We start from the raw sequence: 20,411 nt of genomic DNA on the forward strand, positions 1-20,411 counted from the left end.
AAATGGTCGGTTTTTCACATGGCAGACTCTTGACCGGATAATCGAATCAGTTCATCCGTTAAAATCTTGATTTCATCGAACGGAACATGCTCCGTCCCAATCTGTTCAAACCGTTCATGTCCTTTACCGACGATGACCATCCGCTTTCCGGCCAATGCAATCTTTGCCGCAATCTGAAGTGCTTCTTTTCGTGACTCATGACACGTAATGATTTTCCGGGGAGCGATGTCACTCAGAAGCTCTTTAATGATCTGCTGCGGGTTTTCGTGCCTCGGGTCATGAACCGTCACGATGATTCCATCACAATACTGACTGGCAATACGTCCCATCACTGCCCGTTTGGAACGATCCCGTTCACCGGCTGCACTCAATACCAGATATAAGGGTTCACCCGGAAGAGACAATGCTTTCAGACATTTCTCCAGTCCGTCCGGTGTATGTGCATAATCAATATACACTTCACACCCCTCGAACGGAATCTGTTCCAAGCGTCCTTTTGGCAAACGAAGTTCCGGTATGTGTCGAATCAATTGGTACATATTGACTTCACCTGCCTGCATCAGTCCGATTGCCGCCGCAAGATTCGCCGCATTGAAGTCTCCAAGAAGAAAGACCGGAACCTCAGTCACTGTCCCGTCAATCCGGACACTGACTGTTTCTTCTTTCCATTCCACCGTGATGGGTGCTTCCGACAACGCATTTGTCGCATACCAAGTGACAGGTACCCCTTCCGCTGCTCTCGCCATGACGTGGCTCGCCGGATCAGCTTCATTAAGAATGACCGCTTGACCACCGCTCGTTGCGACTTGTTTAAACAACAAGGCTTTTGCCTCCGCATATTCTTCCATCGAGGCATGATAGTCGAGATGATCATGGGTCAGGTTCGTAAACGCCGCTGCATAAAACTGTACTCCTTCGACGCGCCCTTCCATTAAAGCATGGGAAGAAACTTCGATTATACAATCCGTGACGCCCTGCTCGACCATTTGATGTAACAGACGATGTAAAATGATGGCTTCCGGTGTCGTATTCGGTGTATCAATCATCTCTCCGTCAATCATCGCACCAATCGTACTGATCATTCCTACCTTATGTCCGGCAGCACGGAATAAATCATAGGTCAATTTTGTTGTAGTCGTTTTTCCGTTCGTACCTGTTATTCCATAAACCCGCATTCTTTGACTCGGATGGCCGTAAAACAAATCCGCCACTTGTCCTGCAGCATGTTTTGTATCCTGTAACATGACGACCGGAACGGCTAATCCACGTAATGGCTCTTCCGCTAAAATTGCAACGGCTCCGTTTGCAACGGCCTCTTCGGCATACTGATGACCATCAACGGTATAACCGCGTACACAAATAAACAGACTCCCGTTTGTCACTTCGCGCGAGTCTGTCGCGATACTCGTGATGGAGGGATTTTCTTCGCATGTAAGTTGGAATGGAGCAATTAATTCTGACAGATGTTTATATGGACGATTCATGATGTAGGTTCTCTCCTCCTAAGTTTAAGCGAACGGTGACATTGTTCAGACCGGTTTTGCCGCTAAAAAATACAGGTCATCTCATCTCCAGTTAAACTTCAGGTGATGATGATAAAATTAAGTTAAGTAATGAAAGAGTACATCTCCGACCTTTTTAACATGTATTGTTATTCAGAATCAAAGGTATCATTCGACGAATTCAGCGCAGTATCGAACAACAGCTCTCTTTTCGTAAAATTACCCTATTTCCGGCAAGCTGTAACGTTTTATTTTTAATAGCCGATCATTTTGGCTTCTAGAAATTTCAAACCCTTCATTTAATGTGCTTAACTAATCCGCTATGTGCTTAACTAATGTGGTGACTCCATCATCCGATTGATGCACGACGACTACTCGAATCGACTGCTAGCTGCATCAATTACCTTCATGTTGACCATCCTTTCCGCTTCCTTCAGAAAAATCACTTGTCATCGTGTCATCGATCCGGTATACTCCTTTAAGTTAACTAGTTAACTTAAAGGAGTTTTTTATATGAACACATTTCAAGAAGATTTGTTAGGACAATTATCCAAAGTAGCACGCCTCGCCAAACGTGATATCGATGCGGCGCTTCTGCCTTTTTCATTACACACCGGACAATGGGGTTTAATCAAAGCGGTCGCCATTCTCGAACCCGTTTCGCAAGTTGCCTTATCTAAATACTTAGTCATTGAAAAACCCGCTGTCACCAAGACCGTTGCGCGTCTCGAAGAGTTGGGCTACATCACGCGAACGGGTTCTGGGCGTAAACGCCTGATTACTTTAACCCCTTCCGCCCGTCAGTCTTATCGTGAAATCGATCAAGCAGTCCAGTCGGCTCATCGTGCATTTCTGCAACCTGTTTCAGTCGACGACCAAACCATCATTGCAGCAGTCATGACACAATTACTGGCAACACACCGTCCAGATGAACAGGAGGATTCCCTTTGAAAAACCGTTTATTTCATCGTCATTACGTGCTGACTTTATTGATTAATCTGTTGTTGTTCATTACATTTTATCTACTCAATGCTTCGCTTCCGTTACTTGCCGCTAAACAATTTGATGTTTCTCAAGCTGCACTTGGCTGGGTCGTGACCAGCTTCATTTTAGCAACCGTCTGTTCCCGACCATTGATTGGTCATTGGCTTGACCGCCATGATGTCAAACGGATGCTGTTAATTTCAGCAGCATTGTTTACAACAATGAGTGTCTTCTATCTGTTGGTTCTTCCTTTGAATTCTTTTTTGTATCTCATCATCATCCGCATTTTTCACGGTTTTAGTTTCGGAATGTTATCTTCATCCATCAGCTTGGCCGTAACGACACTCATTCCGAAAACCCGCCAAGGTGAAGGCATGGGGTACTTTGTTTTATCCATGAATCTCGCATCCGTTCTCGGACCGGTCATTGGACTCAGTTTGATTCAACACGATGCCTTTTTCCTTTATTTCATCACAGTCGCACTGCTTGCATTCGTTTCACTCGTACTGATGATCCGTTTGCCGTTGACGAGTCAACATGTACCGAATACGCGGGTATTCCGGCTTCATCAATCACTTTTCCTGTCTCGTCCGTTATTATTACTTGCAACTGCTCTGGCCGGTGTCGCAATCTCCAGTACAGCGGCTTTTATTTCGCTGTATACGGATTCGATTGGCCATATTTCCTACGCCTCTTACTTTTATGCCCTCGTCGCCCTTGGCATGGTGGCAATCCGTCCGCTTGCCGGCAGATGGTTTGACCAAAAAGGACCAGGCTTCGTTTTATTTCCTTCTTACCTGCTCTATGGTCTCGGTTTTATTCTCTTAGGAGTTTTCCCTTCGTTACCCGGGTTACTTTTGGCTGCACTCATCATCGGAATCGGATCGGCTTCGATTTTCCCTGGACTCCAGACGGTGATGCTGACCTATGCCGCACCACACCAAAAAGGGAAAGCCATTTCCACCTTTTTCTTGGCTTACGACAGCGGGTTTGGTCTCGGCGCATTACTACTGTCGGGTCTTGCAGCCAAAATCGGCTACTCGAATATGTTTTTGTTTTGCAGTGCCATCGTCCTCACAAGTGGTTTCATCTACTTTATTTTCAACCGCCGAAATGAACCACCGCATGAGCAAGAACTTGCTTCATGATTTTCTGTATGTATCAAAAGGGAGCTGGATGTACATTCATCCAGCTCCCTTTTTCGGGCAATCATTTACTTTTGAGTACATCTTGAACGCTGTATGACACGATTAAGAACGTAACTCGGCTTCAAACGATGATTGAAGAGCTTCGATTACTTGTTGATGGGCTGTCGCGACTTCTTCATCGACGAGTGTCCGTTCTTTATTTTGATACCGTAACGAGAATGCAAACGACTTTTGATCGGCTCCGACATTATCACCGGTATACACATCAAACAGTTCCACTTGTTTCAACAGAGGACCTGCTGCTTGCATGATGACGGCTTCGACTTCACTCGCAGATACTTCACGCTTCAGCACAACCGCGACGTCACGTGTCATCGATGGGAAACGTGAAATCTCTTGGTAGACGCGAGCTTCTTTTGAGTGCAATGTCATCGCATCGAGTTCGAAGACATATACTTCCTTCAGACCGTATTCTTCTTTAGATAATCCAGGATGAACTTGTCCGACAAAGCCAATTGCTTCACCGTCAAGGAAAATCCGTGCCGTCCGGCCCGGGTGCATCGATTGCATGGCTACAGCTTCATACGTTAAGGAGACATCAAGTGCTTCGGCGAGCGTCTCGACGATTCCTTTCATGACGAAGAAGTCTGCTTTGACATGCGTCCCGTGAACACGGTGTTGCTCTGCCAGCCCTACCATGATTCCTGCTACCATTTCTTGTTCAAGAGGCAAGGTCTCAAGTGAAGCATCACGTTGCAGATAAACACTTCCGAGTTCATAGTAGGCAAGGTCTGCATGTTGCCGCGCCGCATTGTGTTGTGCGACTTCAAGCAATCCTGGAATCAACGAGGTCCGGAGTGTTGAACGGGCTTCACTGATCGGCATCGCTAGTTTAACAGGATGTAAATCCTGCTGTTCGTTGAATTGCATTGCGCGTTGCTCACTCGTCAAGGAGTACGTAATCGCTTGTGAGAGACCTGCACCTTGAAGAAGGTGACGAATCTTACGGCGATGCTGGTTACGTTTTGGTAAGAAACCGCGACTCGCTTCCCGCGGTAGGCTTGACGTCAACGCATCATATCCGTAAAGACGGGCGACCTCTTCCGCTAAATCAGCCGGAATCATTAAATCTTGACGACGTGTCGGTACACTGACTGTCAATGCATCTGCTGACAGCTCGACTTCAAGACCAAGACGTTCGAGCAAATCTTTCATGACAGTTCCTTCAATTTCCATACCAAGACGGTGGTTAATATACGAGACACTACCTTCAATCAGATGATCCTCCAGTTGAAGTGTACCGGCTTGGGCTGTTCCGGATAATACCGTACCTCCTGCAAGTTCAGCAATCAGCATTGCGGCCCGATCAAGTGCCAACACGACACGACGCGGATCGACACCTTTCTCAAAACGCGAGCTCGAATCCGAACGAAGACCTAACACGCGGCTTGTTTTCCGAACGGATGCCGGTGCAAAGTAAGCAGATTCGAGGACAATCGAAGTCGTCGTTGTATCAACTTCCGTGTTCGCTCCCCCCATGACACCGGCAAGTGCCACCGGACGTTCGCCGTCTGTAATGACGAGCATTGACGGATCAAGTGTCCGTTCAACTTCATCTAATGTCTGGAACGTTTCACCGGCTTTTGCTTGGCGCACGACGATTTGTTGTCCTAATTTTTTTGCATCAAAAGCATGCAACGGTTGTCCCGTCTCCAGTAAGACGAAGTTCGTGATGTCGACGACATTGTTAATGGGGCGGATTCCGTTCGCGATCAGACGATTTTTTAGCCATAATGGGGATTCAACGATTGTAATATCACGAATTTCCCGGGCCGCATAAAACGTACAGGCTTCCGAGTCCAGTTGAACGGTGACTTGAGTCGATGCCGTTCCCTCAGGTACTTCGACGTCCGGGAAGACAGGTGTTGAATTCAAGATTCCAGCAACTTCGTGTGCCACGCCGTACATACTCAAACAATCCGAACGGTTCGGCGTCAATCCGAGTTCCAATACCTCATCATGCAGACCAAGCAATTCAAGGACGTCCTGACCCGGTGTGACCGGTTCACGGAACGTATGAATGCCATCCTGTTCATCTTCACGGATGTATTTTTTCTCAAATCCGAGTTCTTCAAGCGAACAGATCATGCCTTCTGAAACAACACCACGCAGTTTAGCGCGTTTGATTTTAATGCCAGGCAGACGGGCTCCGACACGAGCGACGATGACATCTTGTCCGGCATCGACATTCGGTGCACCACAAACGATTTGAACCGGCTTTTCTTGCCCGATATCGACCGTCGTGACGTTTAATTTATCGGCTTCCGGGTGTTTTTCTTTCGTCAGAACACGACCGACGACGATATTACTTAAGTCAGCATCCCGCACCTCGACAGATTCGACTTCAATCCCACTTTTCGTAATCAAGTCAGCTAATTCCTGACCTGTCTTCTGACGAACATCAACAAATTCCTGTAACCATTGTTTTGAGACTAACATCTGTTTTCCCCCTTAAAACTGTTCGCTGAAGCGAACGTCATTCGTATAGAAGTGGCGAATATCATCAACACCATATTTCAACATGGCGATTCGTTCAATCCCCATTCCGAAGGCGAAGCCAGACATTTTCGTACTGTCATATTCCGCCATTTCAAGCACGTGCGGATGAACCATACCTGCTCCTAAAATTTCAATCCAACCTGTCTGCTTACAGATGTTGCAGCCTTTACCGCCACATTTAAAACAGGACACATCGACTTCGACCGATGGTTCAGTGAACGGGAAGAAGCTTGGACGTAAACGAATTTCACGTGCTTCACCGAACATTTGTTTAACGAATGCTTCAAGTGTTCCTTTTAAGTCTGCCATTGAAATCTCTTCGCCGACGACCAGACCTTCGACTTGCATGAATTGGTGCGAGTGCGTCGCATCATCTTCATCCCGGCGATAGACTTTTCCGGGACAAAGAATCCGGATGGGTTCACCTTTTGAAGCGAGCATCGTCCGCGCTTGTACCGGTGATGTATGGGTACGCATTAAAATCTCATCCGTGATGTAAAACGAATCCTGCATATCACGGGCCGGATGATCTTTCGGCAAATTCAACATTTCGAAGTTGAACAAGTCCTGTTCGACTTCCGGACCTTCAGCAATCGTATAGCCAAGTCCGACAAAGATATCTTCGATTTCATCCGTTACTTGTTGCAGTAAATGCGCTTGTCCGACCTGTTTCGGACGACCCGGAAGTGTTACATCAATCGCTTCGAGCGCTAATTTCGCATCCATTTCCTGTTGTTTTACATCGACAAGGCGTTGTTCGAGTTCTGTTTGAATCACACCGCGGACGGCATTCGCGATTTCTCCAACGACCGGTCGTTCTTCTGCTGAAAGTTTTCCCATTCCCCGGAGAACTTCTGTAATTGGTCCCTTTTTACCAAGATATTTCACCCGGACGTCGTTTAATTCTTTTTGTGTACTTGCCTGCTTGACCAGTTGTAGCGCTTCATCACGCAATGCTTCTAATTGTTCACGCATATTCCTCACTCCTTTTCCAAATAAAAAAATCGTCCCTCCGGCAAAATGCCGAAGGGACGATTCAATTTAATCGTGGTACCACCCTTGTTCGACCTGAATTCCTCAAGTCCTCAAGTGGCGCGGTAACGGGCGCCTCCCGTCACGATCTCTCGTGCGACTCCGGAGTGAATTCAGCTAGCAGACTCGTAAAGAAGCTCCCAGTCTAAGGCTTCCTCTCCCTGATCGAATCGTTTTCTAACCTACTCTGTTCCATCGTTGTCTAGGTAAATATGATGCTGTAATTCACTTTAGCATGAACGTTCCTTGGATTCAATCAGCCGGAGCAAAATGATACAGTAAAATACCAGCGGCAACTGCCGCATTTAAGGACTCTGCTTTTCCGCGAATCGGGATGTATGCCCGACCATCACACTGATCAAGCAACTCGGGAGCAACACCTTGCGCTTCGTTTCCGATAATCAATCCGATGGCACCCAGGTTCTCAACATCTGTGTAAGGTTGAGCTCCACGTAAGTCAGTCCCTAAAATGAAGACACCCAGTTCATGTAAGTCTTGAACGGCTTCTTCAAGTGACATCATGATGACCGGTAAATGGAAGATGGATCCTTGTGTCGCCCGGAGGACTTTACTGTTGTAGACATCAACCGTTCCATGTCCGATGATCACTCCGTCGAATCCGGCAGCATCTGCCGTCCGAATCATTGTACCGACATTACCTGGATCCTGAAGACGGTCGAGTAAGAGGTAACGTCCGCGTTCCAAGCGTTCAGTTTGCTGTTTCATCTCACAGACAGCAAAAATCCCTTGTGTCGTTTCTGTTTCAGAGAGTACTTTTGCGACTGATTCATCAATCGTGATCAAATCAGCGGCATTCTTTTTCCACGAACCCGGTACTTGAACATCTTCGCGCACGATTAACTCTTTAATGATTCCGGCACGAACGGCTTCTTCGACTAAATGTTCCCCTTCAATCAGGAAACGTTTTGTTTGCAGACGTCCTTTTTTAGTCAGTAATTTTTTCCATTGTTTAACGATTTCGTTTTTTGCAGATGAAATGTGTTTCATAGTTTACCCCTCGTAAATCGCTTGGACCGTCTCTGCATCTAAACGTTTTGTTACCGCGACGATCAAGTCCACGGCTGCTTCGAAATCTGCTTTATGCATGATTGAAACATTTGTATGCAGGTAGCGAATCGGAACAGTCAGTGCAAGAGAAGGCACACCTGTATGAGACAGATGGAATTTCGCTGCATCTGTTCCACCACCCGGTGTCAGATCCAATTGATATTTAATGTTTTCTTCTTTAGCAACAGTTGTGACAAAATCAATCAATCCACGGTGTGCAATCATTGTGGCATCAAACAGGATGACTTGAACGCCTTCTCCGAGTTTCGACAAAGCTTCACGGTCCGTCATACCTGGTGTGTCTCCTGGAATTCCTGTATCGACTGCAAACGCAATCGTCGGGCGAAGCAGATTTGCAATCGTTTGAGCACCGCGTAAGCCGACTTCTTCCTGCACGGTAGCACCGGCAAAAATCGTATTCGGGTGCCCCTCTTCTTTTAAGCGTTTGATCGCTTCGATTGCAATGGCGCACCCGACACGGTTATCCCACGCTTTTGCCATCAAGAAATTATCATTTTTCATCACAGTAAATTCGCAATGCGGAACAACCGTATCTCCCGGTCGGATCCCCCACCCCTCGACTTCTTCTTTCGAAGTAGCGCCGATATCGATGAACATCTCTTTGATATCGACTGGTTTATTGCGCGCTTCCGGTGGTAAAACATGAGGTGGTTTCGCACCAATCACACCTGGAATGACTTCGCCAGATGACGTGACAATATTCATACGCTGCGCAAGAAGAACCTGTCCCCACCATCCACCGAGTGGTTGGAAGCGAAGGAATCCCTTCTCATCAATCTTCGTGACCATGAATCCGACCTCGTCCATATGCCCGGCAATCAAAATCCGTGGTGCATCTTCTCCCGCCCCTTGACGTTCGGCAAACAAACTGCCTAATCCATCTTGATGGAAGTTTTCTGCATGCGGTTCGAGATATTCGCGCATTAATTGACGTACTTCTTTCTCATTTCCGGGAACACCCGTTGCGTCCGTAAGACGTTTCAGCATATGTAATTGTTCATTCATCTGATTTCCTCCTCAGTAACCGTTGTCTTGGCGAACGTGATTCGCCTCGTTTTTCGCGACATAAGCTTTGAAAATCATTTCTTGTGTAAATCCAAGTGTAGCACCTAATGCGAGATAAGCACCAATCAGAACATCGTAACTTTGTTCTGTCCGCGAAATCGCAAACACGTTTGTCTTATTATAGACATCTAAAAACGCATCTGTCGCCGTCAGGTAGTAATCACCTTCGACAAATTCGTTTTTACGATACTCTAAAGAAAGTCCTAACGAAAGTAGAAAATGGACACCATCCACATACTCTTCGAGAATCGTGACTTGAGCCGATGGTCCTTTTGTCGACCAGAATTTAAAACAACGCGTTTCGTTCGCAAGCTCACCAAGCTCCACTAATAGCGCCAGCAAACGTTCATCAAATTGATTTCCCGTCAAATTATGTTCTGACTGAATCCGTTTATCCAATTGTTCCTGCATTTCAAAAAGTGTCAACCAGTCCATCTTAATTCTCCTTTTAATCTAAAAAAATTGCCTCAGCCCATAAAATGCGCTTTTTTATTTTACCATGAATCCAAAAAAAACGCCGGAGAATTAAATTCCCCGACGAATTGTAGAACTTAAGCGTTCAATTTTGCTTTTGCTGTGTCAGCAAGTGAAGCAAATGCAGTTGCATCTGTAACTGCGAGGTCAGCGAGCATCTTACGGTTAACGTCGATACCTGCTAATTTAAGACCATGCATCATGCGGCTGTAAGAAAGACCGTTGATACGTGCAGCCGCATTGATCCGAGTGATCCAGAGGCGACGGAAGTCACGTTTCTTTTGACGACGGTCACGGTAAGCATACATGAGAGATTTCATGACCTGCTGTTTTGCAACCTTGAAGAGTGTATGTTTCGAGCCGTAATAGCCCTTAGCTAATTTGAGTTGTTTTTTACGACGTTGACGAGTCGTATATCCGCCTTTTACGCGTGGCATATAAATTCCCTCCTAAATCTGTGTACGATTGGGTAAATTACTTAGCGATCATGTGACGGATACGTTTAAAGTCACCCGATGATACCATGCTAGCTTTACGTAATTTACGTTTCGCTTTAGTTGATTTGTTACCGAATAAGTGGCTTGTGTAAGCACGACCACGTTTCAATTTACCAGAAGCAGTACGTTTGAAACGCTTAGAAGCACCGCGGTGCGATTTCATTTTAGGCATGAGAGATTCCCTCCTACTTCGATTCGATTAGTCTTCTTTCTTTGGAGCAAGCACTAGGAACATGCTGCGTCCTTCCATCTTCGGTCTCTGTTCAATGACACCGAACTCGCTTAATTCTGTAGCGAGACGTTCGAGGACACGTCTACCGATTTCTGAGTGAGTGATGGCACGTCCGCGGAAACGAATGCTCGCTTTCACTTTGTTACCATTCTCCAAGAATTTCTTCGCATTACGGAACTTCGTTTGGAAGTCATTCTCCTCGATTGTCGGGCTGAGACGGACTTCTTTCATCTGAATCACTTTCTGATTCTTCCGAGTTTCTTTGTCCTTTTTTTGTAACTCAAAACGGTATTTACCGTAGTCCATGATTTTACATACTGGCGGCGTAGCTTGTGGTGCGACCATGACGAGGTCAAGGTCAGCTTCCTCAGCTAAACGTAACGCTTCTGTACGCGACTGGACTCCAAGTTGAGCACCATCCGCTCCGATAAGACGAACTTCTCGAGCGCGAATGCCTTCATTGATTAACAGATCTTTGCTAATGGTTAGCACCTCCATCGTGCAGAGCACGAAAAATGAATGATATAAAACGCTATAAAAAAAGCGTCGGCAGTTTTTCCCGCCCACACTCATAAAGTATACAATAGTCAGAGAACACTCTACTATCACATATCATCATGATGGACCAGCATAGATTGCTATACGTGGTGAGAAGCGGGATGCTTCTGCTTTGTTGTCATTTCACTTTGCTATCATAGCACTTGTTTTCCCTCGATGTCAAGCCGCTATATCTGTTCGGTTAGAACGTTGCTCAGATACTTGATTATAATAGCAATCCTGTCTCGTTTTAGCAAGAAGTTTCTAAGGTTGTTACCCTGGGTAAATAAAAAAGGGCAGAAAAAGTTTTCAGAATTTGCAGAGCATTATTCTTTATTTAGAATAATTATTGTTTTATAATCAATGTAATCTTTTACATAAGGGGGAGTTATTAATGAATGAAAAACGATTAACCACTAATCAAGGTGTTCCGATTGGCGACAATCAGAATTCGCGCACGGCAGGTCGTAGAGGTCCTACATTACTCGAAGACTATCAATTGATTGAGAAAATGGCCCACTTCGACCGGGAACGTGTTCCGGAACGTGTCGTTCACGCCCGCGGTTTTGGTGCACACGGGGTCTTCACAGTGAAAAACTCGATGAAGAAATATACAAAAGCTGCGTTCCTTCAAAACGAAGGTACAGAGGTTCCTGTATTCGCTCGTTTCTCAACCGTTATTCACGGTACACATTCTCCTGAAACATTACGCGATCCACGCGGCTTCTCGGTTAAGTTCTATACAGAAGAAGGAAACTGGGATTTCGTCGGTAATAACTTACCGGTCTTCTTCATTCGTGATGCGATGAAATTTCCGGATATGGTCCACTCGCTAAAACCGGATCCACGTACGAATATTCAAGATCCGGACCGCTACTGGGACTTCATGACATTGCGTCCGGAATCGACAAACATGTTGATGCACCTGTTTACAGATGAAGGTATTCCGGCAAGCTACCGTAAAATGCGCGGTTCATCCGTCCATGCTTTTAAATGGGTGAATGCACACGGAAATACGGTTTATGTCAAATTGCGTTGGGTGCCGAAAGTCGGTGTCCATAACCTGACAGCGGACGAAGCGACAGAAATTCAAGGAAAAGATTTCAACCATGCTTCAAACGATACGTTCCAAGCAATCGAAGACGGAGACTTCCCGGAGTGGGATCTGTTCGTCCAAGTTCTTGACCCGTCAGATGTCGACAATTTTGACTTTGATCCGCTCGATGCAACAAAAGACTGGTTCGAAGATGTCATCCCGTTCCAACATGTCGGCACAATGGTCTTAAACAAAAACGTCGATAACTACTTTGCTGAAACTGAATCAGTCGGTTTTAACCCGGGTGTCTTAATTCCAGGCATGTTGCCTTCTGAAGATAAGTTGCTTCAAGGACGTCTCTTCTCTTATTCAGATACGCAACGTTACCGGATCGGAACAAACTACCAACAGTTGCCGATCAACTGTCCGTTCGCTCAAGTCAACAACTACCAACGTGATGGTGCAATGCCGGTCGGACAGCAATCAAGCCCGGTCAACTATGAACCGAACCGTTATCAGGATGAGCCGAAACAGACACCGGAATACACGGAAGAAAACCAACCGTTGTATGATGACATCCATGGCCGTCTCGAAATCGAAAAAACTAACAACTTCGGTCAAGCCGGTGAAGTATACCGTCGCATGACAGAAGAAGAACAAATGGCACTCCTGAACAATTTAGTGGATGACTTAAAACAAGTCCGCCATGAGAATACCGTCTTGCTTGCCATCTGTAACTTCTACCGCGCGGATGAGTCTCTTGGTAAAAAATTGTCAGAAGCGTTACAAGTCGATATCCAACCGTTCTTACAACAAATGCAAAAATAATGTTTCCATAAAAAAAGTCTATTCCGTAAAGGAATAGACTTTTTTTATGGAACAAAATTAAAGCGTTCCGATGTTTCCGCCGAAAAAACACCTAACTTGGAAAACAAAACGACTTGATTTACTGTTGCTTGATTTACTTCGTTCTGACGAAAGCTCAGTTTTTCTTTATCCGTAAACCGATTGTACAGCGGCTTGAATCCATAATTGACGTGTGGCTGAAATTGAATGGCCCGGTCGATCTTTTCCAGACGATTCTGTTTGATGCTGCCACCGACTACTCCTCGTCCCAAAATAGCGATGCCTTTCCCATCTGGACGGTGAACGTTTCGAATCGTATTGTATTGAATGACCGGTTGGTTCCAGTTCATCATTGAAATCGCATGATCTTTCGTCCCGTCAATCACGTTATTTAAAATACGGACCGCCGTATGCGGACGATCTTGAGAGTATTGGTGTGTGCCGATTGCGACATTAACATTGGTGAAGTCGTTATTTCGAATCGTGATGTCATGATTCGGTGTCCGGTCTTGCGCCGACCATTTCCATTGAAATCCTTTCGTGACCGGATCCGGCGTATCCAGATTAATGGATTCATTCGGACCTGTCCCGGCAATCATCTTCGCATCGACAAAGTGCATGTTTTCAATGAGTGCCGTTTTTGTCGCATCCAGTTCAATCGCATGCGATCCTTGTTGATGACGGATCGTGATTCCCCCGAGATACAGATTTTCATTATGTGCGATGGCAAAAGCCGAGCCGCGCGGAAAATAATTCAAATCGATTTGAGCACTTCCCCGTCCGATGATTTTGATATTTTTGGATCCACTGTATGTTCCGACCGTTGTATTTAACCGTAAAACAGAGGGCGGTACTAAATCAAAGATACTTGTTGTTGCTTGAAGCTTTGGCGTCCCGGTCTCCTTCGTCTTCTTGATGATGACACCATCCTCTAAAATGATGGTCGTATTGGAAGGAATCCCGACGCGTAACGGGGAAAGATACACGCCTTTTGACAAGACTAACGTCCCTCCGCCTTCTGCCTCGATTTTTTCAAGGTACGACCGGAGAGTATAATGATTTTTGGTTTGGCTATTATATGTCGAATAAGCGCGAAGTGCAGGATCAATTGGCTCTGTCTGTGGCGTAATCCGGTAACTTTTCATACTGATCGCATGTTCTGTATCAGGTAAAAGCAGAAATACCAAGACCAGACATACTCCGAGCATCATTCTTCTTTTCATTTTTTCATCTCCCTTCCCTGTCCCTATTATCGGTATTCAGACATAGAATCTGTAGGACAAAAAAAGAGGGCAGCTGTGAGCCACCCTCTTATTGCTATTACTAAATCCTTATTTTGAACGGTTTGCGATTTCTTGTTCCAAATCACTGACGAACTGTTCCAGTGATGCGTTGCTTGAATCTTTTGAACCGTAACGGCGGATATTGACTTCACGCGCTTCGATTTCTTTATCACCCAGAACGAGCATGACCGGTACTTTGTTGACTTGCGCTTCCCGAATCCGGTAACCGAGTTTTTCATCCCGGAAATCTGTCTCGACACGAATCCCTTTTTTCAAGAGCATCGTTTTGATTTCACGTGCGTAGTCTTCATGTACGCTTGAGACCGGGATCAATTTGACTTGAACGGGTGCGAGCCACGTCGGGAACGCTCCTTTGTACTCTTCAATCAAGTACGCTACGAATCGTTCCATCGTCGAGACAACACCACGGTGTAAGACGACAGGACGATGATCTTGTCCGTCGTTTCCTTTATACGTCAGCTCAAAGCGTTCAGGCAAGAGGAAGTCGAGTTGGACGGTCGACAGCGTTTCATCTTTACCGAGCGCTGTGCGGACCTGCACGTCAAGCTTCGGTCCGTAGAATGCGGCTTCGCCCTCTGCTTCGAAGTACGGCAGTTCGAGCTCATCCATCGTTTCTTTTAACTCACGCTGCGCCATTTCCCAAATCGCATCGTTGTCGAAGTATTTTTCTTTATCGGCCGGATCACGGTACGACAGACGGAACTTGTAGTCTGTGATGCCGAAGTCGGCATATACTTCCTGAATCAAGTGGACGATTGCTTTGAACTCTTCCTTCATTTGGTCCGGACGAACAAACGTATGTCCATCATTGAGAACCATGTAACGGACACGCTGAAGACCTGTTAACGCACCCGACATCTCATACCGGTGCATACCGCCGAGTTCTGCAACGCGGAGCGGTAAGTCACGGTACGACCGCGGTTCATTTTTATAAATCATCATATGGTGCGGACAGTTCATCGGACGGAGAACCAACTCTTCATTATCCATCTCCATTTTCGGAAACATATCATCTTGATAGTGATCCCAGTGTCCTGATGTTTTGTACAATTCAACCGAACCAAGAACCGGCGTATAGACGTGCTCGTATCCGAGTTCAAGTTCTTTATCGACGATATAACGCTCGACCGTCCGGCGGATGGCCGCCCCTTTTGGTAACCACATCGGTAATCCTTGTCCGACATCTTGAGATGTGAAGAACAAGTCGAGTTCTTTGCCGAGTTTTCGGTGATCGCGTTCTTTCGCTTCCGCCAAGAAATGAAGGTGTTGTTTCAGTTGGTCTTTGTTTGCCCATGCTGTTCCGTAAATCCGTTGCAACATCTTATTTTTCGAATCCCCACGCCAGTAAGCACCGGCGATGCTCATCAATTTGAAGACTTGTAACTTAGCCGTCGCCGGCACATGTGGTCCGCGGCATAAGTCGAAGAACTCGCCTTGACGATAGAACGTTAAATCCTGATCGGCAGGAATCGATTCAATCAATTCGATTTTAAGCGGATCATTTAATTCCTGATAAACAGCTAATGCTTCATCGCGTGAAACGACTTCCCGCTCAATCGGTAAGTTTTCACCGGCAATCTTATTCATCATCTTTTCGATTTCCGGCAGGTCTTCCTCTGTCAGGCGGCGCTCCATATCGATGTCGTAGTAAAACCCGTTTTCGATCGTCGGTCCGATTCCGAGATGGATCGTTTCGTCCGGGTACAGGCGTTTAATTGCTTGTGCCATTAAGTGAGCAGATGAGTGACGGATTAAATCCAGTCCTTCTTCCGAATCCGGCATGACGAGTTCAATCGAACCATCTTGCTCAATCGGACGACGGTAATCGATGACTTGTCCGTTTAATTTTGCGGCAAACGCTTTTTTCCGTAATCCCGGGCTGATTGAAGCGGCGACTTCTTCAGCTGTCGTTCCGGCTGTAAATTCCTTTACTGCACCATCTGGAAATGTAAGAGCAATGTTTGACATGACTGCTTCCCCCTATAAATTAAAATAAAAAAGACCCATCCCTCAAAAAGGGACGAGTCTCAATCTCGTGGTACCACCCTCGTTCCCGAACATGTTTCCATGCACCGGCTCGAACACGCGATAACGGGCGTGACACGCAAGCGGATTAGCCCCGCTTGAGCTATGAGGGAGTAAAGAAATGACGGATTCCATGAGAAGCTTTCACCATCCTTCTCTCGCTTGTTTGGTCCCTGTTCATTTTTCATGTCCTCAATCGTAGCTGACATCTATACAGATCGTGTCCTTAGTATAGCGAAAGTCGAACTTCTTTGACAAGAGAAATTAATAGCGCCGTCGGTTTTCGCCTAAAAACTCGACCGGATTCGTCGTCGTCCGGATCCGTTCCATCAGACGCATCGCTTTTAGTTTATCTCCCTGGTCATTCGTAATCCCGAAATGCAACTCCAGTTCGTCATACGACAGGTTGGAACTGAACAGGGTCGGCAGACGGTGCATCATGCGGTATTGCAGGATGATTCCGAATAATTCATCGCGGACCCACGGACTGATTGACTCCGCTCCGATGTCGTCAATCAACAAAACCGGTACAGTCTGAAAACTTTCCAAAAACGTATCGAAACTGTCCGACCGGATCCGCCGCTTCGCTTCCGAGACGAAACCGGGTGCATGAACCAAAATTGTCGCAACCCGTTCCTTTTTTAATGCATTCCCGATTGCAGCAAGCAAATACGTTTTCCCGACACCAAAACTGCCGTGCAGGTACAATCCTTTGACTTGTTGTTTTGAACGGACTGTATTTAAAAACTGTGAAGCTGCACGCAAAGCGAGCTTCCGGTCCGTCGTCGTCAAATCAAAGTCACTGAAGTTCGCATCCCGGACTTCATCCGGTAAGAACAGACTTTTAAATTTCTTTTCGAGAGCCCGCTCGTTTTCACGGTCGCGTAACGCCTGGGTTTTTTCATAAGCAACCATGATCTGACCTTTTTCTAAATGCAGGACAGGTTGATACCCTTCGATGACGGCCTTCTTTTCAATGATTTGATTCCCGTGCATCTGTTCAGCATACTCGTTTAGTTTCAGCATGCCCCGTTCAATCGTCCGTTGATCAATTTCCGGGTGCGTCCGTAAAAACATGATAACTCCCGGATGTGACAAGACACGCTGATGAATGGCTCGAACCGATTCTGCCACGTCCGGCCGGTTTAAAATCTTTTCAATCGATGATTGGATATGTTCCATCTCACTACTCCTTTATTTGCCTTTGAGTTCCCGCAGAATCCGTTCCATTTCTTCATCATCTGGCACCTCAGCTTCAAAACTGGCTTTTTTCGTCGCTTCATATTGCTGTTGTTTTTCTTTTTCTTCCTGCAACCATTTCGGATTCGGCCCGGTCGCATTGGAACGACCTCTTCGTCCACCGACCGTTTGCCGTGAACGCTCTTGTTTCTGATCCTGCTTTTTCGAAATCAATTCGTCCTGTTCTTTCGTTTTCGCCAATGCTTCGGCTGCCGTGACGTATCCTTTTTGTTTCCAGTCATCCACGATCGAGAGAAGGAAGTTCTTACTGAAACGGTTATCCTTTTTAATGACTAACGCATAATAATAGGCTGCGTTGACGATTCCGGACGACATCTCATAGTCGATGATCAATTGCTGAATCAACTCTTCATCACGCTCCGACAGTGCTTTGACTTTTCTTAGTTTCGCAACGTAATGCTTCGGATGCGTTCCTTCCATCGTCTCCGTTTCGCTCAGCTCCCCGACCTCTACTTCTTCGAGAACGGCAACCTTGGCTTTCTTTTCCCGGCTGAGTTTCTGCTTCGCCGACAGCATCATCTGTTTACACCGTTCTTGCTTCTCACTGTCCGTCATCGGCAAGTACGCTTCATGACGGAAACGGGCGTTCAGGAGTTCTGCCATGAGGGCTTCGTTCGATTGTGTGACGTACGCCAGTTTCAACAACAGATGGTCAATCGATTTCGTATAAAAACTGCGTGGCAAGAAGCGATCGGTTTGGCGTTTCATTTCTTCAAGGTCAAACGAATAATCAAATTCGTAAGCTGCCCGTTCCTGTTTCGCATAGGATTTCGGCTGATGCGCAGAGGCGAGTCCTGCCTTGACGTCAAATACTTGATCAAACCGGACAGTCCGGTCGACGACGTTTTTCGGTAGCGGATCAGTCCGGAAACGATTTTGTAAAGCACGGAAACGAATTTCGCCGACGCGGTAGAACAGTAAGCTCGACAGCACCCCATCGTTTAAAAATGTGTTTGGTGCTAACGGGACACGGATTTGATAGACATAACGGTAAGCGGCCTGTTTCGCTTCAAAGGTCCGGATCAAACCAATCCCCTCGAGCTTAAACAGTTCTTCTTTGAATTCATCGACTGAAAATCCGAGCAGCGTGCCGAGTTCTGCATGCGAGATGTATTGCGATTTCGTCTTACCGGGAATCATCTCGCTCCAAAACGTTTGGTACAGACCAAGCGCTTTCACACCGATAATTGGTTGATACAGATAGTAGAGGGACTGATATGCTTCCCGGTCGACGACACCATTACTCATGATCAAGCAGAGATCGGTCCCTGACAATTCACGTTCCATCATTTGCTTCATCCCTTCTTTCGTGAGAAAAAGAGAGGGCGTTCTGAACAGTCAGACGACCTCTCCTTCATTAGGTTTGATTTTCCCGTTCAGTGTCTTGATGACGTTCCATCAATTCGGATAATTCCTGGAAAAAGACATTGATGTCTTTAAATTGCTTATAGACACTGGCAAACCGGACATACGCTACTTCATCGACAGAAGCGAGTTCATTCAGCACGAGTCGTCCGACCTGTTCGCTCGGAATTTCATGTTGTGCCGTTGCTCGTAGTGTTTTTTCAACCCGGCTGACGACTGTTTCCAGTTGTTCAATGGAAATCGGGCGTTTTTCACATGCTCGGACTAATCCACGCAAGATTTTGTCCCGATTGAATTCGTCACGTGTTCCATCTTTTTTGACGATGATGAGAGGCGTTTGTTCTACCATCTCAAATGTCGTAAAGCGATAGCCACATGATTCACATTCCCGCCGTCTGCGAATCGAACCAAAATCTTGCACGGGTCTCGAATCTAATACTTTTGTCCCGTTATAGTTGCAGGCTGGACAACGCATGTCGTACCTCCATTCACGTAATTTCTTTCGTACCGATCATTTTTAAACGATACGTCGAATCAAGCTCCTGATAAATGGATTCAATCCATTTTTCAAGATCGGGACCAAGCAAACCGTCGCGGTGCAGGAACAAATCAACAGCCGTACGGCCGGATCCCACCATGATGACAGTCGCCAGACCATCTAAGCCAGGTGCACTAAACGCAAGTTCTCCGCGCCCTTGATCGATCCGCTTAACTTTTCCCTGTTGTTTTGTTACTGTCGCTTCCACCCCCGTAAATAGCATCTCTACGGTCGCTGCATAGTAATGGGTCCGTAACTTTTCGTTTTTATGTGTATCTGACGTTTCCATTTGTTTTTGTAACCGTTCTTTCAGTCCCATTCCCTCATCACCCTTTTTCTGTTTTCTTCTACTATTAAGAATAACAGACGTCAGACATATTAAAAAGCCCTCGCCATAAGACGAGGGCTTGTTGATTCGTGTTTTTGTCAGTTAACGTGCTGAACCTTAGCAGCCGGAACTTCAACAGGTCCCATACCACGTGGAATTTCGACATTTTCACGGATTTTCGCATCGAGTCCGTCAGCGATATAATGCGCTGCGATGGCCGGATCGATTCGATCGCCACATGTAAATACATCAACAGATGCATAACCATGCTCTGGGAAACTGTGAATCGTTAAATGCGATTCAGAAATAATAACGACGCCGCTGACGCCGTGTGGAGCAAACTTATGGAATGCGACTTCGCGTACTTCCGCACCTGCTTGAAGTGCTGCATCAACAAAAAGTCGTTCTACAAATTCCATGTCGTTCAATTTTTCAGGATTACAATCCCAAAGTTCTGCAATAATGTGTCTTCCCATAGTATCCATTTGTGGATCCCCCCTACATTCAATGGTCTTCAAAGTAGTTGATCACTTACTTTGCGCCTGAGTCGTTCGCACCCACGGGGGAAAGTTAGTCCAGAGAGGTCCTAA

General features: G+C 46.2%; 19 protein-coding genes. 3 read left to right on the forward strand and 16 right to left on the reverse strand.

Annotation, left to right across the window (positions count from 1 at the left end; genetic code table 11):
• Nucleotides 1–14 precede the first annotated feature (14 nt).
• Nucleotides 15–1,484 (reverse strand): UDP-N-acetylmuramoyl-L-alanyl-D-glutamate--2,6-diaminopimelate ligase, encoded by a 1,470-nt coding sequence (locus HNY42_RS12665; protein ID WP_188004587.1) that lies wholly within the window; start codon nucleotides 1,482–1,484, stop codon nucleotides 15–17.
• 531 nt (nucleotides 1,485–2,015) lie between these two features.
• Here HNY42_RS12665 and HNY42_RS12670 point away from each other — a divergent pair.
• Nucleotides 2,016–2,453, forward strand: coding sequence for a MarR family winged helix-turn-helix transcriptional regulator (locus HNY42_RS12670; protein WP_131502777.1), 438 nt, complete (start codon nucleotides 2,016–2,018; stop codon nucleotides 2,451–2,453).
• Complete coding sequence (locus HNY42_RS12675; RefSeq protein ID WP_188004588.1) at nucleotides 2,450–3,634, forward strand: MFS transporter; 1,185 nt, start codon at nucleotides 2,450–2,452, stop codon at nucleotides 3,632–3,634. The genes HNY42_RS12670 and HNY42_RS12675 overlap by 4 nt, the downstream gene beginning before the upstream one ends.
• 102 nt (nucleotides 3,635–3,736) lie before the next feature.
• Here the strand turns inward: HNY42_RS12675 and pheT are convergent, their stop codons facing one another.
• The 8 genes from pheT to infC form a co-directional block, all read right to left on the reverse strand.
• Entirely contained in the window at nucleotides 3,737–6,133 is a 2,397-nt protein-coding gene (gene pheT / locus HNY42_RS12680) for a phenylalanine--tRNA ligase subunit beta (RefSeq protein WP_188004589.1), read from the reverse strand.
• A gap of 12 nt (nucleotides 6,134–6,145) precedes the next feature.
• Nucleotides 6,146–7,168, reverse strand: coding sequence for a phenylalanine--tRNA ligase subunit alpha (gene pheS / locus HNY42_RS12685; RefSeq protein ID WP_026827762.1), 1,023 nt, complete (start codon nucleotides 7,166–7,168; stop codon nucleotides 6,146–6,148).
• Between the two features lie 309 nt (nucleotides 7,169–7,477).
• Nucleotides 7,478–8,233, reverse strand: a complete 756-nt coding sequence (locus HNY42_RS12690; RefSeq protein ID WP_026827761.1) for a TrmH family RNA methyltransferase — start codon at nucleotides 8,231–8,233, stop codon at nucleotides 7,478–7,480.
• A gap of 3 nt (nucleotides 8,234–8,236) precedes the next feature.
• Nucleotides 8,237–9,319: a M42 family metallopeptidase gene (locus tag HNY42_RS12695; RefSeq protein WP_012371055.1), complete on the reverse strand. Its 1,083-nt coding sequence runs from the start codon at nucleotides 9,317–9,319 to the stop codon at nucleotides 8,237–8,239.
• 12 nt (nucleotides 9,320–9,331) lie between these two features.
• Complete coding sequence (locus HNY42_RS12700; protein ID WP_071500229.1) at nucleotides 9,332–9,814, reverse strand: dUTP diphosphatase; 483 nt, start codon at nucleotides 9,812–9,814, stop codon at nucleotides 9,332–9,334.
• A gap of 116 nt (nucleotides 9,815–9,930) precedes the next feature.
• Nucleotides 9,931–10,290 (reverse strand): 50S ribosomal protein L20, encoded by a 360-nt coding sequence (gene rplT, locus HNY42_RS12705; protein WP_012371057.1) that lies wholly within the window; start codon nucleotides 10,288–10,290, stop codon nucleotides 9,931–9,933.
• 37 nt (nucleotides 10,291–10,327) lie between these two features.
• Entirely contained in the window at nucleotides 10,328–10,522 is a 195-nt protein-coding gene (gene rpmI / locus HNY42_RS12710; protein WP_012371058.1) for a 50S ribosomal protein L35, read from the reverse strand.
• A gap of 27 nt (nucleotides 10,523–10,549) precedes the next feature.
• On the reverse strand, nucleotides 10,550–11,080 hold the full coding sequence (gene infC / locus HNY42_RS12715) for a translation initiation factor IF-3 (RefSeq protein ID WP_012371059.1): 531 nt from the start codon (nucleotides 11,078–11,080) through the stop codon (nucleotides 10,550–10,552).
• A 433-nt stretch (nucleotides 11,081–11,513) separates the two neighbouring features.
• On the opposite strand from infC, the gene HNY42_RS12720 reads away from it, so the two are divergent.
• On the forward strand, nucleotides 11,514–12,983 hold the full coding sequence (locus HNY42_RS12720) for a catalase (protein WP_131502780.1): 1,470 nt from the start codon (nucleotides 11,514–11,516) through the stop codon (nucleotides 12,981–12,983).
• Between the two features lie 44 nt (nucleotides 12,984–13,027).
• On the opposite strand, the gene HNY42_RS12725 is transcribed toward HNY42_RS12720, so the two are convergent.
• From HNY42_RS12725 to speD, 7 genes are all read right to left on the reverse strand, one after another.
• Entirely contained in the window at nucleotides 13,028–14,224 is a 1,197-nt protein-coding gene (locus HNY42_RS12725) for a glycoside hydrolase family protein (protein ID WP_188004590.1), read from the reverse strand.
• A 108-nt stretch (nucleotides 14,225–14,332) separates the two neighbouring features.
• Complete coding sequence (gene thrS, locus HNY42_RS12730) at nucleotides 14,333–16,273, reverse strand: threonine--tRNA ligase (protein ID WP_131502782.1); 1,941 nt, start codon at nucleotides 16,271–16,273, stop codon at nucleotides 14,333–14,335.
• 321 nt (nucleotides 16,274–16,594) lie between these two features.
• Nucleotides 16,595–17,512, reverse strand: a complete 918-nt coding sequence (dnaI, locus tag HNY42_RS12735; protein WP_131502783.1) for a primosomal protein DnaI — start codon at nucleotides 17,510–17,512, stop codon at nucleotides 16,595–16,597.
• A gap of 12 nt (nucleotides 17,513–17,524) precedes the next feature.
• Nucleotides 17,525–18,880: a replication initiation and membrane attachment family protein gene (locus HNY42_RS12740; RefSeq protein WP_026827756.1), complete on the reverse strand. Its 1,356-nt coding sequence runs from the start codon at nucleotides 18,878–18,880 to the stop codon at nucleotides 17,525–17,527.
• Between the two features lie 67 nt (nucleotides 18,881–18,947).
• A complete protein-coding gene (nrdR, locus tag HNY42_RS12745; protein ID WP_114595266.1) occupies nucleotides 18,948–19,430 on the reverse strand; it encodes a transcriptional regulator NrdR in 483 nt (160 codons plus the stop codon).
• A 13-nt stretch (nucleotides 19,431–19,443) separates the two neighbouring features.
• Nucleotides 19,444–19,812: a hypothetical protein gene (locus HNY42_RS12750; protein WP_131502784.1), complete on the reverse strand. Its 369-nt coding sequence runs from the start codon at nucleotides 19,810–19,812 to the stop codon at nucleotides 19,444–19,446.
• Nucleotides 19,813–19,919: 107 nt separating this feature from the next.
• Nucleotides 19,920–20,306, reverse strand: a complete 387-nt coding sequence (gene speD / locus HNY42_RS12755; protein ID WP_114595264.1) for an adenosylmethionine decarboxylase — start codon at nucleotides 20,304–20,306, stop codon at nucleotides 19,920–19,922.
• Nucleotides 20,307–20,411: the final 105 nt, after the last annotated feature.

This window comes from Exiguobacterium sp. Helios, from assembly GCF_014524545.1.
Taxonomy (GTDB): domain Bacteria; phylum Bacillota; class Bacilli; order Exiguobacteriales; family Exiguobacteriaceae; genus Exiguobacterium_A.

Excerpts from the sequence above, each read along its gene's own strand:
- HNY42_RS12695 (WP_012371055.1), bottom strand. The coding sequence starts at position 9,319 with ATGAATGAACAATTACATATGCTGAAACGTCTTACGGACGCAACGGGT.
- speD (WP_114595264.1), bottom strand. The coding sequence starts at position 20,306 with ATGGATACTATGGGAAGACACATTATTGCAGAACTTTGGGATTGTAAT.
- HNY42_RS12665 (WP_188004587.1), bottom strand. The coding sequence starts at position 1,484 with ATGAATCGTCCATATAAACATCTGTCAGAATTAATTGCTCCATTCCAA.
- HNY42_RS12670 (WP_131502777.1), top strand. The coding sequence starts at position 2,016 with ATGAACACATTTCAAGAAGATTTGTTAGGACAATTATCCAAAGTAGCA.
- rplT (WP_012371057.1), bottom strand. The coding sequence starts at position 10,290 with ATGCCACGCGTAAAAGGCGGATATACGACTCGTCAACGTCGTAAAAAA.
- HNY42_RS12720 (WP_131502780.1), top strand. The coding sequence starts at position 11,514 with ATGAATGAAAAACGATTAACCACTAATCAAGGTGTTCCGATTGGCGAC.
- HNY42_RS12700 (WP_071500229.1), bottom strand. The coding sequence starts at position 9,814 with ATGGACTGGTTGACACTTTTTGAAATGCAGGAACAATTGGATAAACGG.
- rpmI (WP_012371058.1), bottom strand. The coding sequence starts at position 10,522 with ATGCCTAAAATGAAATCGCACCGCGGTGCTTCTAAGCGTTTCAAACGT.
- dnaI (WP_131502783.1), bottom strand. The coding sequence starts at position 17,512 with ATGGAACATATCCAATCATCGATTGAAAAGATTTTAAACCGGCCGGAC.
- HNY42_RS12690 (WP_026827761.1), bottom strand. The coding sequence starts at position 8,233 with ATGAAACACATTTCATCTGCAAAAAACGAAATCGTTAAACAATGGAAA.
- infC (WP_012371059.1), bottom strand. The coding sequence starts at position 11,080 with ATGGAGGTGCTAACCATTAGCAAAGATCTGTTAATCAATGAAGGCATT.
- HNY42_RS12725 (WP_188004590.1), bottom strand. The coding sequence starts at position 14,224 with ATGAAAAGAAGAATGATGCTCGGAGTATGTCTGGTCTTGGTATTTCTG.
- nrdR (WP_114595266.1), bottom strand. The coding sequence starts at position 19,430 with ATGCGTTGTCCAGCCTGCAACTATAACGGGACAAAAGTATTAGATTCG.
- pheS (WP_026827762.1), bottom strand. The coding sequence starts at position 7,168 with ATGCGTGAACAATTAGAAGCATTGCGTGATGAAGCGCTACAACTGGTC.
- HNY42_RS12750 (WP_131502784.1), bottom strand. The coding sequence starts at position 19,812 with ATGGGACTGAAAGAACGGTTACAAAAACAAATGGAAACGTCAGATACA.
- pheT (WP_188004589.1), bottom strand. The coding sequence starts at position 6,133 with ATGTTAGTCTCAAAACAATGGTTACAGGAATTTGTTGATGTTCGTCAG.
- thrS (WP_131502782.1), bottom strand. The coding sequence starts at position 16,273 with ATGTCAAACATTGCTCTTACATTTCCAGATGGTGCAGTAAAGGAATTT.
- HNY42_RS12740 (WP_026827756.1), bottom strand. The coding sequence starts at position 18,880 with ATGATGGAACGTGAATTGTCAGGGACCGATCTCTGCTTGATCATGAGT.